General features: G+C 39.7%; 15 protein-coding genes. 3 read left to right on the top strand and 12 right to left on the bottom strand.

Annotation, left to right across the window (positions count from 1 at the left end):
• The first annotated feature begins 55 nt into the window (after positions 1–55).
• Positions 56–1,081: a lipid II:glycine glycyltransferase FemX gene (locus tag ACWOEC_RS04105; RefSeq protein ID WP_455306150.1), complete on the top strand. Its 1,026-nt coding sequence runs from the start codon at positions 56–58 to the stop codon at positions 1,079–1,081.
• A gap of 205 nt (positions 1,082–1,286) precedes the next feature.
• On the opposite strand, the gene ACWOEC_RS04100 is transcribed toward ACWOEC_RS04105, so the two are convergent.
• From ACWOEC_RS04100 to ACWOEC_RS04065, 8 genes are all read right to left on the bottom strand, one after another.
• The gene (locus ACWOEC_RS04100; RefSeq protein ID WP_455306148.1) at positions 1,287–1,946 is read right to left on the bottom strand and encodes a MurR/RpiR family transcriptional regulator; all 660 of its coding nucleotides are present in this window, start codon (positions 1,944–1,946) and stop codon (positions 1,287–1,289) included.
• Between the two features lie 52 nt (positions 1,947–1,998).
• Positions 1,999–2,826, bottom strand: coding sequence for a VanW family protein (locus ACWOEC_RS04095; protein ID WP_455306146.1), 828 nt, complete (start codon positions 2,824–2,826; stop codon positions 1,999–2,001).
• A gap of 207 nt (positions 2,827–3,033) precedes the next feature.
• A complete protein-coding gene (locus ACWOEC_RS04090; RefSeq protein WP_455306144.1) occupies positions 3,034–3,423 on the bottom strand; it encodes a tautomerase family protein in 390 nt (129 codons plus the stop codon).
• Positions 3,424–3,497: 74 nt separating this feature from the next.
• Entirely contained in the window at positions 3,498–4,499 is a 1,002-nt protein-coding gene (locus ACWOEC_RS04085) for a YeiH family protein (RefSeq protein WP_455306142.1), read from the bottom strand.
• On the bottom strand, positions 4,500–5,135 hold the full coding sequence (locus ACWOEC_RS04080; RefSeq protein ID WP_455306140.1) for an SGNH/GDSL hydrolase family protein: 636 nt from the start codon (positions 5,133–5,135) through the stop codon (positions 4,500–4,502). It abuts the gene before it with no gap.
• A gap of 100 nt (positions 5,136–5,235) precedes the next feature.
• The gene (locus tag ACWOEC_RS04075; protein ID WP_455306138.1) at positions 5,236–5,532 is read right to left on the bottom strand and encodes a rhodanese-like domain-containing protein; all 297 of its coding nucleotides are present in this window, start codon (positions 5,530–5,532) and stop codon (positions 5,236–5,238) included.
• The gene (locus ACWOEC_RS04070; protein WP_455306136.1) at positions 5,525–7,174 is read right to left on the bottom strand and encodes an FAD-dependent oxidoreductase; all 1,650 of its coding nucleotides are present in this window, start codon (positions 7,172–7,174) and stop codon (positions 5,525–5,527) included. Before ACWOEC_RS04070 ends, ACWOEC_RS04075 begins: the two co-directional genes overlap by 8 nt.
• A gap of 1 nt (position 7,175) precedes the next feature.
• Positions 7,176–7,487: a rhodanese-like domain-containing protein gene (locus tag ACWOEC_RS04065; RefSeq protein WP_455306127.1), complete on the bottom strand. Its 312-nt coding sequence runs from the start codon at positions 7,485–7,487 to the stop codon at positions 7,176–7,178.
• Between the two features lie 176 nt (positions 7,488–7,663).
• Here ACWOEC_RS04065 and ACWOEC_RS04060 point away from each other — a divergent pair, with 176 nt between their 5' ends.
• Complete coding sequence (locus tag ACWOEC_RS04060) at positions 7,664–7,933, top strand: metal-sensitive transcriptional regulator (protein WP_297076877.1); 270 nt, start codon at positions 7,664–7,666, stop codon at positions 7,931–7,933.
• A 176-nt stretch (positions 7,934–8,109) separates the two neighbouring features.
• Positions 8,110–9,483, top strand: coding sequence for an amino acid permease (locus tag ACWOEC_RS04055; protein WP_455306125.1), 1,374 nt, complete (start codon positions 8,110–8,112; stop codon positions 9,481–9,483).
• 40 nt (positions 9,484–9,523) lie between these two features.
• On the opposite strand, the gene ACWOEC_RS04050 is transcribed toward ACWOEC_RS04055, so the two are convergent.
• The 4 genes from ACWOEC_RS04050 to glpO all read right to left on the bottom strand — a co-directional run bounded on the left by ACWOEC_RS04050 (position 9,524) and on the right by glpO (position 15,476).
• The gene (locus ACWOEC_RS04050) at positions 9,524–10,933 is read right to left on the bottom strand and encodes a glycoside hydrolase family 1 protein (RefSeq protein ID WP_455306124.1); all 1,410 of its coding nucleotides are present in this window, start codon (positions 10,931–10,933) and stop codon (positions 9,524–9,526) included.
• A gap of 6 nt (positions 10,934–10,939) precedes the next feature.
• Entirely contained in the window at positions 10,940–12,799 is a 1,860-nt protein-coding gene (locus ACWOEC_RS04045) for a beta-glucoside-specific PTS transporter subunit IIABC (protein ID WP_455306122.1), read from the bottom strand.
• 124 nt (positions 12,800–12,923) lie between these two features.
• The gene (locus ACWOEC_RS04040) at positions 12,924–13,640 is read right to left on the bottom strand and encodes an MIP/aquaporin family protein (RefSeq protein ID WP_455306120.1); all 717 of its coding nucleotides are present in this window, start codon (positions 13,638–13,640) and stop codon (positions 12,924–12,926) included.
• Positions 13,641–15,476 carry a type 1 glycerol-3-phosphate oxidase gene (gene glpO / locus ACWOEC_RS04035; protein WP_455306118.1) on the bottom strand — a complete coding sequence of 612 codons (1,836 nt, stop codon included), beginning with the start codon at positions 15,474–15,476 and terminating at the stop codon, positions 13,641–13,643. It abuts the gene before it with no gap.

Genomic DNA, 15,476 nt, shown 5'->3' with positions numbered 1-15,476 from the left:
GGTATAGTAGAGTAGATAGGAATTTATGTAAAAAATAGAAAAAGGAGCGTGTATCATGCCTGTCTTAGATCAGAACAATAAACAAGCAGTACAAGCGTATCAAACCTTCGTAAATACTTCGCCATTTGGTCAAATCACTCAAAATATCGCTTGGCAAGCAGTCAAAGAAAACTGGGAAGGACTTTATGTCTATGTCGAAGAAGCGGGGCGTATCATCGCAGCGGCTTCGATTTTGATCGGCCAAGGTCCAGAAGGAAGTCGTTTTGCGTATTGTACAAAAGGACCGGTAATGGATATGCAAAATATCTCGTTATTTAATCAACTTGTTACAGAGTGCAAAAAAGCCTTACCTGAAGATGTCTACCTTCTTAAATTTGATCCAGAAATTAAATATGATGAAGAATTGATCCAGTTTCTCACAGATGCTGGCTATGTAATCTTGAGTCGAAATATCGAAGCACTTGGGATGCACGGAACGATCCAACCGCGATTGAATATGGTAATCCATTTTGATCAATGTGAAACAAGACCGACTTCATTACATGATCTTGTTCCTTCTAAGATCAAAAATAAGTTGAAAAAAGCGGTCAAAGATGGTGTCGAAGTCACTTATGGTAATGGTGTAGAAGAATTAGAGGCATTTTATACTTCTTATGAAACAATGAGTAAGCGTCATGGAATCAGTTATCGTCCAAAATTCTACTTTGAACAGATGCAAAAAGCCTTTCCAGGAACAGAACAGATGCGGATTTACTTAGCAAAAAAAGAGGGCGAATTGCTCTCCACTGGTGTGGCGTTTAAAGCTGGTGACAAAATTTGGTACATGTACGCAGGTTCCATGGATACGTTGTTATATAATGCACCATATGCCGTGCAAGAAGCAATGGTACAATGGGCGATAGACGCGAACTGTGCGCGTTATGACATGGGGGGAATCGAAGCTGAATCAACTGAAGATGGCTTGTATACCTTCAAGCGTAACTTTGTGCGCGAAGGAGCAGTCGAATATTTAGGTGAAATTGATGTCGTATTAGATCAAAAACTATACGATAAAGTCTATCAAGAAAAATATAGCCAATAAAAAAGAGGCTGTGACAGAAGTGAATAGCTCCAAGAAATAAGCCAAATAATTACCGAAATAGGTTCACCTATTTCGGTAATTATTTGGCTTATTTCTCGAAAGAGTTACTTCTGGAACACCATTTATTCTATTTCTAAGGGGGTGTGAAAGACTCTTGTCACACCCCCTTTTCATATAAACGACGTGTAACTGTCTGCGACTCATTTTACGTTGTTTTCAATTTTGCGATTCGTTCGCGTACTTTATGGATCGATTGTTTCGAGGCATTTTGCCGTTCGAACATGAATATCACATAAAGTGAATCTAAAATACTCAGCTGAGCGATGCGTGAAGATAACGCTTCTGAACGAAATTCAGTCTCTTCAGCGATTGAAACAAATACTGTATCCCCTAATAAAGCCAGTGGCGACTGCTTCGAACTAGTCAATACGATCAACTTAGCTCCGACTTCCTTAGCTGCTTGTGCAATTTCGATGGTCTCTTTTGAACGATCAGTATGTGAGATCAGCACTGCACACTCATTTGGTTTCATCAATGAAGCTTCCATTAACTGGATATGATAATCCGTGCTATGATGGACGCGAATTGGTGCTCGTAAAAATTTATGGTATGCATCTGTTGCTACAATCTCAGAACCTCCTACGCCAAAAAAATAGACGGCTTCGGCTGCTTTCAAATAACTCAACGCTTGTGCTAATGATTCTTCATCTAAAAATTTTCGCGTATCTAAAAGCGTTGCGATATTCGTGTCAAAGACTTTTTGCGCTTTGACGAGCAAGCTATCACTATCGTAAATATTCTCATGGATCACGACTTCTGCTTCACTGCGCCCTTGCGTCAAGAGCGCTAATTTAAATGGATACATTACATTTATCAAATAAATAAAAAATAGAAAAAAAATAGAACACGATTTTTTGTTAAGACAACACCCTTACTTCTAAATCGCTGGTATCATACAGTACTTTTGAATGATTTTTTTTGATCAGATTTTTTTTGATCACATTCCCAGTTTTTTTGTCGACAACTCGTTGATAGATCTCACTGTTGCGATATACGACACCATCTTCTTGACTAAAGAATTCATCTTCTACTTGGATATGATATTTTGCATCGAGTGGTGTTTCACTGCGAATTTCGCCATATAGATAAGTTCCATCGACGTAGGTGATCAATTGGAACGTTTGATCCGTCACATTTTTAAAGCGATAATCAAAATAATTATAGACGATCGATGTCCCAGTTCCAAAAGGTACTTTACGTCCAAAATCAGGAAACATATCCACACCATCATGATGATGGTGTTCAACGATCTCTAAAGGCGTATGCAAGACCATCCAATGAATCAAATTTGTAAACTGACACATGCCCCCGCCGATACCAGAACTTGTTTCTTCTTCCCGACCGACCGTCAATCCTTCTTTATATCCTAATTTTGCGCTACATTCTCCCACTAATTGCCAAAATGAGAACGTTTCGTTTGGCTGGATCAAGATTCCATTAACTTTTGGCGTCGATAATGCAAGATTGATGGCTTTATTGTCTTGTAAATCAGTTCGAATCGTTCCTAATTTCCGACGAATCAATGAATTGTGTTTATAGACTAAGTTTGGTAAACGCTCTGCACTAAATCGACGTGCAAATACGTGATTCGATTTACGATCCTGTAATTTTTTGACTAAAATATTTTTTCTGACCGAAATTTTATAGGTCAATGGCGATATCTCACAAAAAAGTTTTCTTGGCATACTCCCACTCTTTCCATTCTTATTTTCCCTAATAACAGTCTATCATAATCATCGTTTTTTATAAGCTCTAAAAATAAGCCGAATCCTTCTGATAATAGGTTCGCCTATTTCGATCATGGTTTGGCTTATTTTTGAACGAACTACTTCCAAAACACCGTTCATACGATTTTTAAAGGGGGAAGACTTCTGTCATCCCCCTTCTCTCACTTATAATTTTCCAGTCAAGAACTGTGCTTCACCAAAACCAAATGACCAGTCCGCATCGCTATTTTCAAACAATGAGATCAATACATCTTTTCCTTGGATTCCTAACTCTTTTTCAAGTGCAGTCACGACCGCTTGATAAAATTTCACTTTATCTTCCTTAGCTCGCGGACGGCTAAACACTTGGATCGAGATTCGATTTGCTGTACGCTCAAATCCCAAACCCGTGTCTTCTAAAATCAGCTCATCTTGACTATGACGTGACAAAATTTGATAGCGATCACCTTTAGGGACCTTAAAGACTTCAATGACTTGACGATGGATCACATCTAAGATCTGTCTCGTCGTTTCTTTGGTAAATGCTTCAGTTACATCGACACGAATTAATGGCATACTATCCGCTCCTTGTATTTTAGTGCTTTTAGTGTAGCATATTTCAAAAAAAAGAACAGAAAAAACCTCGCTAATTATACTGGAAATAACCATAAAAATCCTAATGCTGCAACAGTCTGTACGCTACCGACTGACAACCCATAAAATAAAAAGCGTGGTCCTTCTTTAATGAAGCGTCGCAGATCTAAACGTAACCCAATAGCAGCTAGTGCTGTCGTTTCAAACCATGTACTTAAAAAATGGGCAATTGTTTCAAAACTAGTTGGTAAGCTCACAAAACTATTGAGAATACATACGATCAAAAAACCAGTAACATACCAAGGGATCGGAAATTTTTTACGATTGTGTTTCGTGGAAACAGTTGACGGTCCTTGATTCATTTTTTCAAATACCGCTACTACAACGACTAACAAAATAATTCTCAAGATTTTAAATAGCATCGCATATTGAACGACTTCCGGATCGATCAAGCTAGCCCCTGCAACAACTTGGCCGACCGATTGAAGCGTTCCTCCAATCAAAGCGCCCTGTGCTAATTGATTTCCTTGAAATAGACTCGTACCTAAAAATGGTAACGTCAGCATCATCACGGTTCCTAAGAGGTTTACTAATGTAATAATTTGACCCTTTTCTTGGTCATCTGCTTGAATTGCTGGGGCAATCGCTCCGATCGCTGAAGAACCACACACTGCGTTCCCACCAGCCATCATCATACTCATTTTTTTATTGAATTTAAATGCTCCACCTAAATACAACGTACCGATGATCACGATCGTCATCATCACGAAAATGAAAATAAACCCTCTGACACCTAATTGGGCAATCGTTTGAAATGTCACCGTAAATCCCAATAATACAACGGAATACTCTAACAAACGACTTTCAGAAAATTTTGTTCCTTTAGCCAGGATAGGTTGCTTAAAGATAGTATTTCCTAATACGATCCCTAATAAGATCGCAATCGTAGCACCACCTAATGTTGGAAAAACCAAGGCTAAGGCTTTTGCGATCATTGCGACGACAACTGATAATCCTAGTCCGGGTGCCAACTCTCGAAATCGGTGCATTTTATCCATCTAGACCCACTCCACCGTTTCTAAAATTTTGGTAGCAATCACGTGATGACCAGCTGGTGTTGGGTGGACACCGTCTTCTCCTGTATAATATTTTGCTTTGCTTGTTAATGCTAGTTGTGTAAAGTAGCCATCTAAAGCGATGAATTCACATGAAAATTCTTTAGCTAGTTGGCGGACGATTTGGATCTTAGGATCTAAAGATGCTCGCCAATTTGCTCGATCGCTTGGTTCATGTAGTACAAACGGTTCTAAAATTAAAATCGTTTTTGTTACTTGTTGCAATTTTGTCAACAATGTTCGGTATTCCGCTTCAAATCGTTTGGTTTGCTTGGGATCCAGAAAATCTGCATCCTCGACGTGATGCCAAACATCATTGATCCCAATCAACAATACGATCGCATCTGGATCTAATTGCACACAATCAACGTCGAATCGTTCGATTAAATCTTGGATCTGATCGCCACTGATTCCGCGATTTAGACTTTCCAGTTCATACTCAGGTTTTGCGGCTTGCAAAGCAGCATTGACCAATAGAGGAAATCCCTTGCCAAGGTCAAAAAAATCGGTGCGGTCACGCCCTACATCTGTAATGCTATCCCCAAAAAATAAAATACGATCTTGTTTCGCTAATTTCATATCTATTCCTCCTTTAGTAATCAATCTGCTACCATTCTAGCACTCTTATGCTTTTTTGCGTATAAAAAAAGAAGATCTTTAAAAGATCTTCTAATCGAAATTATTGTTCTAAATGACCTGTATAAGCTGAAGTGCCACCCATAACGTTGATCACATCAAATCCCTGCTCGGCTAAGTATGCACAAGCTTGTGCAGAACGTCCACCAGATTGGCAGATAATATAATATTCTGCTTCATCATCCATATCTGTAATCTGTGTCGACAATTCACTTAGCGGTTTATTGATAGCTTTTGGTACGTGACCGTTTGCAAACTCGTCTCGTTCACGCACATCGATCACTTGGATGTCTTTCTTTAATTCTTGGTCAAATTCTGGCATTGAGATAGATCTATACATAATCGATTTCCTCCGGTTTCACTGTTTGATATAAGGCGTAGGCGCCATCTAAATTTTTCACATCGAAGTTTGCTTGTTTCAGCATCCGCTCTGCAATATAACTTCTAAGTCCACTATGACAGCTTACAATGTATGTTTTGGTTTTGTCTAGTGTTTGGATTTTTCCACGTAATTGATCCAATGGGATATATTCTGCTTGTTTAAAACGTCCTTTTGCTACTTCACTAGGATTACGAACATCAAGTAAAATAGCTCCCGCTTTTAAATAATCGTCAAGTTCATACCACTGAATCGATTGACTGATTCCTTCCGCTAAATTGATCGCTGCGTAACCTAGCATATTCACAGGATCCTTAGCTGACCCAAATGGTGGTGCATAGGTCAGTTCTAACTCCGGCAAGTCAAAGATTGTTAAACCACCTTTAATAGCTATCGCTAAGATATCGATTCGTTTATCGACTCCCTTTTGCCCAATTCCTTGCGCTCCGTAGATCATTCCGGTATGTCGATCAAACACTAACTTTAATCGTATATCCGTCGCTCCAGGATAGTAATCAGCATGGTCTTTGCCACTGACATGGACAACAGAAACATCAAAACCAGCTTGTTTAGCAGCACGTTCACTAATCCCCGTTGAAGCGGCGGTTTGATCGAATACTCGTACGATCGCCGTCCCGATACTTCCTTGATTGATTCGATCTAACCCTGAGATGACATCTGCAACTTGTCGCCCTTGACGATTGGCTGGTGAGGCCAGAGAAATCAAAGATGCTTCATGTGTAATTTGATGGTTCACAAGAATCGCATCTCCTACAGCAAAAATGTCTTTAGCACTTGTTTGATAGTGTTCATCGACTATGATTCCATCTCTCATCCCTAACGCAAGATTAGCTTGTTTGGCTAATTCACTCGCAGGAGTGACCCCGACAGAAAGTAGTGTCAAATCAGAATTAAGGACTTTGCCTGAACTTAAATGGATCTGTTTTCCTTCATTAGAAAATGCTGTTGCTGAATCAGCGGTCAATACCGTCACACCATTTACAATCAATTCGTTTTTGATATAAGCGGCCATTTCTTCATCAAGTGGCGGTAAGACATGTGGTGCTTGCTCGACGATCGTTACGTTGAGCCCGCGTTTGCTTAAATTTTCGGCCATTTCTAATCCGATAAAACCAGCGCCAATCACCACAGCTTCTTTCGTTTCAGTCGTGAGCCCTGCCATCAAACGATCTAAATCAGGTACATTACGCAAACTATACGTATTTTTTGTTTGTTCAATTCCTGAAATCGGTGGGATAAATGGTTTCGCTCCAGGAGAGAGAATCAATTTATCGTACGTTTCTTTAAATTCACCTTGTGCATTGCGTACAGTTACCGTGTGCTCTTTTGGTGAGATCGCCACGACTTCATGTTCTGATCGCACATCAAGATCAAATCGCGTTTTCAAACTTTCTGGTTTTTGCACAAGTAGTTTCTCACGACGATCGATTTCTCCAGATACATAGTAAGGTAAGCCACAATTTGCAAATGAAACATATGGCCCTTTCTCAAAAATAATGATCTCAGCAGACTCGTTTAAACGGCGCAAACGGGTTGCAGCTGACATTCCACCAGCTACTCCGCCAATAATAATGATTTTCATTTTATTTTCCTCCTACAACTCTTCTCGACCATTGTCGCATACCCCCGCGGATATTTATGACATCATAGCCTTTCTTTTTGAGTATTTTTGCAGCTTGTTTACTACGCATGCCCGACTGACAAATGACATAGAGTTCAGATTCTTTCCCTTGATACTGCGAAATATTGGCTAGTGGAACATTTTTAGCTTGGCGAATATGACCTGTTTTAAATTCACTTGGATTACGAACATCCAGTAATACCAACTGATTGAGATTTTGTTGTGCCAATTCTTTTGTTGAGATACTTTTTCCTTGTTTAAATAATGAAAACATGTGAATCCTCCTTTTTATGCGCCCTTTAATACCTTATAGGGTATTTATAAATGATTTTCTTATTTCTGTCAATCAATGTGATCTTACCAAGTGATTTAGTGAGTGATTGTTTTTTTTGACTTCTATACATAGGTGGGTATAATCGTAAAAGAAAGAAGAGAAAGGTGGAATGCTTCATGCAAGTCACTCCCGAAGAACAACGAAAAATTTTAAACCGTTTAAAACGAACAGAAGGTCAACTGCGCGGAATCCAGAAAATGATCGAAGATGAAAAAGAATGTATCGATGTTATTACGCAATTAAGTGCAGTCCGTTCTAGTATTGATCGCACAATGGGATTGATCGTAGCCGAAAATCTAAAAGCTTGTTTAGAGAATCCGGCAGATGATCCTACCGAGCAAAATGCCAAAATCCAGCAAGCAATCCAAATGATTATGAAAAAATAATATTATTTTCGTGAAAACAAAAATAGAAAGAATTCCCTATCACGACAGTTGATACAATCGTTATTTTAATTCTCTTAAATGTTGTCTTTTCATAGCCTGAAAAAGATATCACTTGTAATTTCTGAGAAATAGATTAAAATATAATTATTGTACTTTTTTTAAGATAGGATGATAGGATGACAGAAGAAAAAAAATCTCTCGATCGGGGATTAAAAAATCGTCACGTGCAGTTGATTGCACTTGGTGGTGCGATTGGTACCGGACTTTTTCTTGGATCAGGACGCTCGATCCAATTAGCTGGACCATCGATTTTAATTGCTTATGCCGCAGTCGGCATAATGTGTTTTTTGATTATGCGAGCACTCGGAGAATTATTATTATCCGATACCTCAAAGCATTCGTTTATTGATTTTATTGCCAAGTATCTTGGTGTAAAAGCGGCTTTTGTTACTGGTTGGACGTATTGGTTTTGTTGGGTATCCATCGCGATGGCGGATCTAACAGCAACTGGTACGTACGTGCGTTACTGGTTTCCTTCAGTGCCAGCATGGATTCCTGAAATTATTATTTTAGCTCTATTGATTGGATTAAACTTAGTTGCAGTAGCGTTATTTGGTGAATTAGAGTTTTGGTTCTCTTTGATCAAAGTCATTGCCATTATCGCCTTGATCGTCACAGGTGTTGTCTTAATGGTCATCGGCTTTAAAACATCTAAAGGAACAGTCAGTCTAAGTAATATTTGGAGTTATGGTGGTTTCTTTCCAACTGGTGCCGATGGTTTCTTAAAATCTTTCCAAATGGCGACTTTTGCCTTTGTGGGAATTGAATTGGTTGGTCTAGTTGCTGGCGAAACAAAAGATCCTGAAACTGTGATTCCAAAAGCGATCAACAGTTTACCAATCCGTGTCCTTTTATTTTATATCGGTGCATTAGCGGTGATCATGTCGATCTACCCTTGGAATTCACTAAACGCCGATCAAAGTCCTTTCGTAGAAGTATTTGCCGATATCGGAGTAGCAGCCGCTGCAACGATCGTTAACTTAGTGGTATTAAGTTCAGCAGCTTCTGCTTGTAACTCAGCGATCTACTCGACTGGACGGATGCTTCATTCACTTTCACGTGAAGGCAATGCACCAAGTCGCTATTCAAAATTAACGCGTCATTATGTTCCAGCAGCTGCGATCTTCTTTTCTAGTGCTGTGATCTTGATTGCCGTTATTTTGAATTTCTTTATGCCGTCACAAGTCTTTACATTGATTACTAGTATCTCGACGATCTGTTTTTTATTTATATGGTTTATGATCGTATTTGCGCATTTTAAATACCGCCGCTCAGAAAAACAAGCAGCTAAAAGTAAATCAAAAGCAAAACGGAAATTCCCTATGCCACTTTTTCCTTATACGAGTTATTTGATCGTGGCATTCTTAGCGTTTATCGTCTTTGTACTCTTTTTACAAGGTGAGACTAGACAAGCTTTATTCTTTGTTCCGATTTGGTTTATCGCTTTGTTAGTGATCTTTGAATGGAAAATCAAACCAAAATTAAAATAATAAAAAAAGGGTGCGACAGAAATTCTGTCACACCCTCTTTTTATACTAACGCTTCACCATTTGACTGGATCACATTTTGATACCAGTAATAACTATCTTTTTTGATTCGGCGTAATGCTTTTTCATCTTCATCTGTGCGATCAATATAGATAAAGCCGTAACGCTTTTTAAAGCCTTGATGAGAACTTAAAAGATCCATCACTGACCAAGGGCAATATCCAAATAATTCCACACCATCTTCGATCGCTAAACGACACGCTTCGATATGTTGACGCAAATAATCGATACGGTAGTCATCATGGACCTTATCGTCTGCAGTCAACTCGTCAGCTGTTCCTAACCCATTCTCAGTAATGATCATTGGCAAACGATATTTTTCATAGTACTCATTTAGCACGAGACGTAATCCCATTGAATCAATCTGTGCGCCATAGGTCGACGCGACTAGATTAGGATTCTTCTCATGTGCAAAATAGCCATAAAGATCAAAATCGATCTCATTGACCTTGGTTCCAAACGGATGCGCCTCATCTTCAGGTAAATGGCGCACCACTAGCGTACGGTAATAATTGACTGCTAAATAGTCAGGTTTCGCAGCTTTAAGTACTGCCTCATCTTCTGCTTCACGTTTTGGAGCGATCCCGGCTTTTTCTAGATAGTGCTCATAGTACCCGGGATAACGACCATATGTGTACATTTCTAACGCGTAATTGGTCTTAAAATTATCGTTCATTCGCGCTGCCCAAACATCTTCCGGACGATTTGAAGCTGGATAGGTCATCGTCGAAGAAACAGCTGGTCCGATTTTACTATCTGGTAGCAGTTTATGACAAAGATTGGTTACTCGAGCGTGTGCGACAAACATATTGTAATCCATTTGCGCACGCACGCTTTCGATTTGATCTTGTGGTACGTCATACATATTCATCCGCTCAGGAACACGAATCATCAAATTTTGTTCATTATTGATCTGCCAGTAATGTACTTTTGTACCAAATTCATTGAAACAAATATTCGCATAACGCTCAAAAGCATCGATACAACGACGGTCTTCCCAACCGTTGTATTTTTCTACTAAAGCATAAGGAAGATCAAAATGGTATAACGTCACCATCGGCTTAATATTGTGTGCGAGCAATGTATCGACGACATGATGGTAAAAATCAAGGCCAGCTTGATTGATCTCACCATTGCCATCTGGAATAATTCGAGCCCAAGAAAAAGAAAAACGATACGTCTTCATCCCAAGTTCTTGCATCAAGGCGATATCTTCTTCAACATGATGGTAAAAATCACTAGCAGTCGTCGTGTCAGCTTGTAAATGTGCACGTTGTTGAGCATTGTGATCGGCGACCGTTTTTCCCTTGCCGTCTGTGGCAAAGGCTCCTTCGATTTGAAAAGCTGAGGAAGACGCGCCCCATAAAAAATCTTTTGGAAATACTGTATGCATAAAATCCTACTTTCTAACCGTTAATGCAATATCGGTTTGGTTTACTTGCGCTTGTTCTGGTAATTCAATTAGTGAAAACTCATTCGTATTGGTCACAATAACGATAATCGTATCGTCATACTCTGATTCATTGATGACGTTCATGTCGACATTTAGTAAGGCTTGACCACGCTTGACAAGCTCTCCTTGTTTGATAAGCGACTCAAATCCACGACCATCCAATTCTAACGTATCGATTCCCACATGGATCAATAATTCCACACCACTTTCGAGTTTCAACCCGATGGCATGATGGGTCGGTGCCAACGTTATAACTTCAGCATTTTCTGGCGCATAGATCGTTGCTTGTTCGTGATTTGCTTTGATACCAAAGCCTTTACCCATCGCACCACTTGCAAAAACTTCATCTGGCAAACTAGACAATGCCACTACGGTTCCACTAGTTGGCGCTAATAAATCAACAGCTTCGTCACTAGCTAAGATACGATCAGCTGCATCTTCTTCTGGAATATCTTCAAATCCTAGTACAACTGTTAGAATACACGAGCCAAAAAAGGCGATCGCGATCCCTAATAAGTAACAGATAAAGGCTTTCGTCCCGGCTCCTGCATAGACTGGGATCGTCAATAATCCTTGATTGGCAAAAGCTGTCCCATAGGAACCGCCCCATCCCATCAACGCTCCTCCTAAAGCACCACTGATCACGGCATAGATCATCGGCGTTTTTAAGCGTAGGTTCGTTCCATAAATCGCAGGTTCCGTAATACCAAATAGCGCGGTAACGGTAGCGGAAGCAGCGACCGTTTTTAATCCTTTATTTTTCGAACGTAAGAAGACACCAAATGCTGCACCTGCTTGGGAGAAATTAGCGGCTCCTGCGAAGGCCAAAAGATTTTGACGACCGGTTTGTGCCACATCATTGATCCCAATCGGAATAATCGCACGATGCGCCCCAAAAATAACCAAGACACACCAGATTCCACCAATAAAGCCTCCTAATAGGATCGGACTGATTCCCATCAATTGGTAATAGGCCCAGTTGATCGCTTCCCCAATATAGATCCCAATTGGTCCAAAAACGATCAAGGTAGCTGGTACCATCACTAAAAGTGAAAAGGTTGGCACTAAAATAATTTTTAGCACCTGTGGAATCACTCGATCAAAAAAGCGTTGCACATAGGCTAAACAAAATACCGCAATCAAGATTGGAATAACAGATGAAGTATAGCTAGCTTTGGTCAGATTCAATCCAAATAACGTAACCGCATCTTCACCAGTCATCAACGTTACAATTGCTGGATAACAAAGAGTTGCCCCAATGATCATCGCAATAAATTCATTGGTTTTAAAAACTTTTGCCGCAGCATACCCTAAGAAGATCGGTAAGAAATAAAACAACGCATCAGAGGCTGCAAGTAAAATGACATAAGTTGTATTGGTCGTAATATCAGTATTGTAAAAAGATTTCATAATCATGACCACAACTGCTAAAATCCCTTTTAACATCCCTGAAGCTGCAATCGCTGGAATCACCGGAGTAAAGATCGCTGCGACGGTATTCAAAATCTTCGCACTAACTTTTTCTTTCGTTTGACTTGTGGTTGTTTTTTTAGACGCCTCTAACAATGGTGAAAGTTCTTGATATACTTTATCGACGTCTTTTTTTAGTACGACTTGGTATTGACCATTACTTTTGACTACGGATAAAACGTACGGTAAAGCTTCTAATTTTTCCTTATCTGCATGGGTTTCATCATGTAGATAAAAACGCAATCGTGTAAAGCAATGCGTAACTTCTTTAACATTTTGACTGCCCCCAACATAAATCAAAATACTTTTTGCTTGTTCTTTATAAGAATACTCCATATCTTCCCCTCTTTTCTATCTTCGTAACTGTTTTATCATACTAAATAAACGTTTCAGATAGATAGAAATTTGCCTACAAAAAAAGAAGTGGCCTAGGCCACTTCTTAAAAAGCTCAAAATAAAATCAAATCATCACTTGGAATAATAGTACCGCTACGACTGCCCCTAAGATCGGTCCTACGATCGGTATCCATGAATATGCCCAATCAGAACTACCTTTATTTTCGATTGGCAAGATAGCATGTGCAATTCTTGGTCCTAGATCACGAGCTGGATTGATCGCATACCCTGTTGGTCCGCCTAATGAAAGACCAGCTGCTAAAATCAAAGCACCAACTGCAAATACATTTGCACCACCTAAGAATTCAGTTTGCGTAAAGGTCAATAAGCCTAAGATCAACACAAATGTTCCGATCGTTTCAGCAATGACGTTCGACGGATAATGACGAATCGCAGGTCCAGTTGCAAAGGTTCCTAAAATCGCGCCTTGATCTTTCGTTTCTTTCCAATGTGGCAAGTAGAGTAACCAAACTAAAACAGCTCCGACGATCGCTCCAGCTACTTGAGCAAGTACAAATGGCAAGACTAAATGCCAAGGCAGTAATCCTGTTAATGCCATTGCGACTGTTACTGCCGGATTTAATTGAGCTGGTCCCATAAACCCAACCATAAAGACAGCAATCGTTACGGCCATCGCCCACCCCATGGCAATCACGATCCAACCAGAATTTTGTGCTTTACTTTTATTTAGATTCACAGCGGCACAAACCCCATCACCTAGTAAAATCAAGATCATCGTTCCAATAAATTCGCCTACGATCTGTGTCATTTCGCCGCTCATTTAATTTCCTTCTTTCTTCAAATGAATCAAATCAGATTCATCGATTGTTTGTTGTAATTCCATGGTATAGCAATTTTTCGTTTCGGTTTCCCATTCAAAATATTCCGCCATCGCTTCTATGATCGGATGTTTGACTTCGTCTAATGTTTCGCGTTGGAACCATAAGTGATTGGTACGACGCACAAGATAATCAGCAGGCGTTAAGACCATTTCATGTTCTAAACCATAATATAGACTGATTGCTTCAGCAAGTGAAAGGTCGGCTGTTTTAAAGAGTGGTTGTTGTGTAATATAAGAAAATACTGTTTTTGCGTTCGTACCGTAAAAGTCAGCGATATAATGTGCTTGTTCTTCTGGTAATCCTTTTTTGATCCCAATTTGCGCTAAACGATCGATCTCCGATTTGACTTGTGTTGCATCAAAATCCCCACCGGATACCGGATAATTTGCTGAATCAACGATTTCGATTGTACGATGTTGATTTGTTTCAAATAATTCACACAACAAATTTAATGCACCCAAAGCCATTTTACGATAGTCCGTGATCTTTCCACCTGCTAAGGTGATCAAACCATCTGCTTCACGTTCTAATTTACTGCCTCGTGATACGGTCGAAGGAGCTTTTTCTGCCCGATTCATTTCGAGATTTTTCAAGACACGTTCGACATCACTTCTAGTCATTTGATCTGATTTAAATTCCGAAACCGCATCCAAAACTTTTTGGAAACTACGATCAGAAATCGAACCATTGTCTCCGCCATTGTAATCAGAACCTGAATTATCAGATAACAACGGGCGTAAGCCGACCCAGCTAGATTCTACATCAGCTAGTGTAATATTGGCTTTTGGATAACGGTAATTGATTACTTCTAATAAATAGTCGACATCTTTTTGTGTGATTTCTGGATGAGCATAATCGCCAGTATAATCCGTATCTGTCGTTCCAAAATAGGTTTTATTCTCACGTGGAATCGCAAAAACCATCCGTCCATCTTGTTTTCCTGTATCAAAATAAGTTGGTTGCGGAACGGGTAAACGCTTACTATCAATGACTAAGTGAACACCTTTAGTTGGACGCATTTGCGGTACAACTGCACGTTTGAAATTCAATTGACGAATTTTATCGACCCAAGGGCCCGTTGTGTTGACAACATAGGTCGCTTTGATTTCAATTGTTTGCCCAGTTAACTCATCGCGTGCTTTGACGCCAATGATTTGATCCTCATTATAAAGAAAACCTGTTACTTTAACTTTGCTAACAGCTAAAGCGCCATCAGCAACAGCTTGCTTGATATTATCGATAACTAACCGTGCATCATTGTTGCGGTAATCTAAATAGACTCCTGCTCCTTGTAGACCTTCAGATTTCAAGTAAGGTTCCCGTTCTAGCACTTCTTCTTTTGTCAGAGTATAGTTGGCATATTCACTACCTGTGACGTTGGCTAATTGATCATAAAGGTCCATGGCGACTTTGACAGAAAACATATCAAACGTAGTCGTCCCTTCATCATCATAAATTGGCAATAGCATTGGATCAGCTTTGGGAATGTGTGGTGCGATCTGTTGCAGTACTGCACGTTCACTCACTGTATCCGAAACTACTTCAACATCAAACGTTTTTAAATAACGAATTCCACCATGAACGAGCTTAGTCGAGCGAGAAGACGTTCCTTCAGCAAAATCTTGCATTTCCAATAATCCTGTTTTGATTCCAGAAGCTGCGGTCTGTAAAGCCAGACCCGCTCCTGTGATTCCACCACCAATGATCAAGACATCTAACGGTGTTTGTTGCATTTCTTCAAGCATTTCTTGACGTTGTTTAATTGAAAAACTCAT

The organism is Enterococcus bulliens (assembly GCF_053761865.1).
The sequence above is the reverse complement of the archived record's forward strand: the minus strand, read 5'-3'. Positions and strand labels throughout refer to the sequence as shown.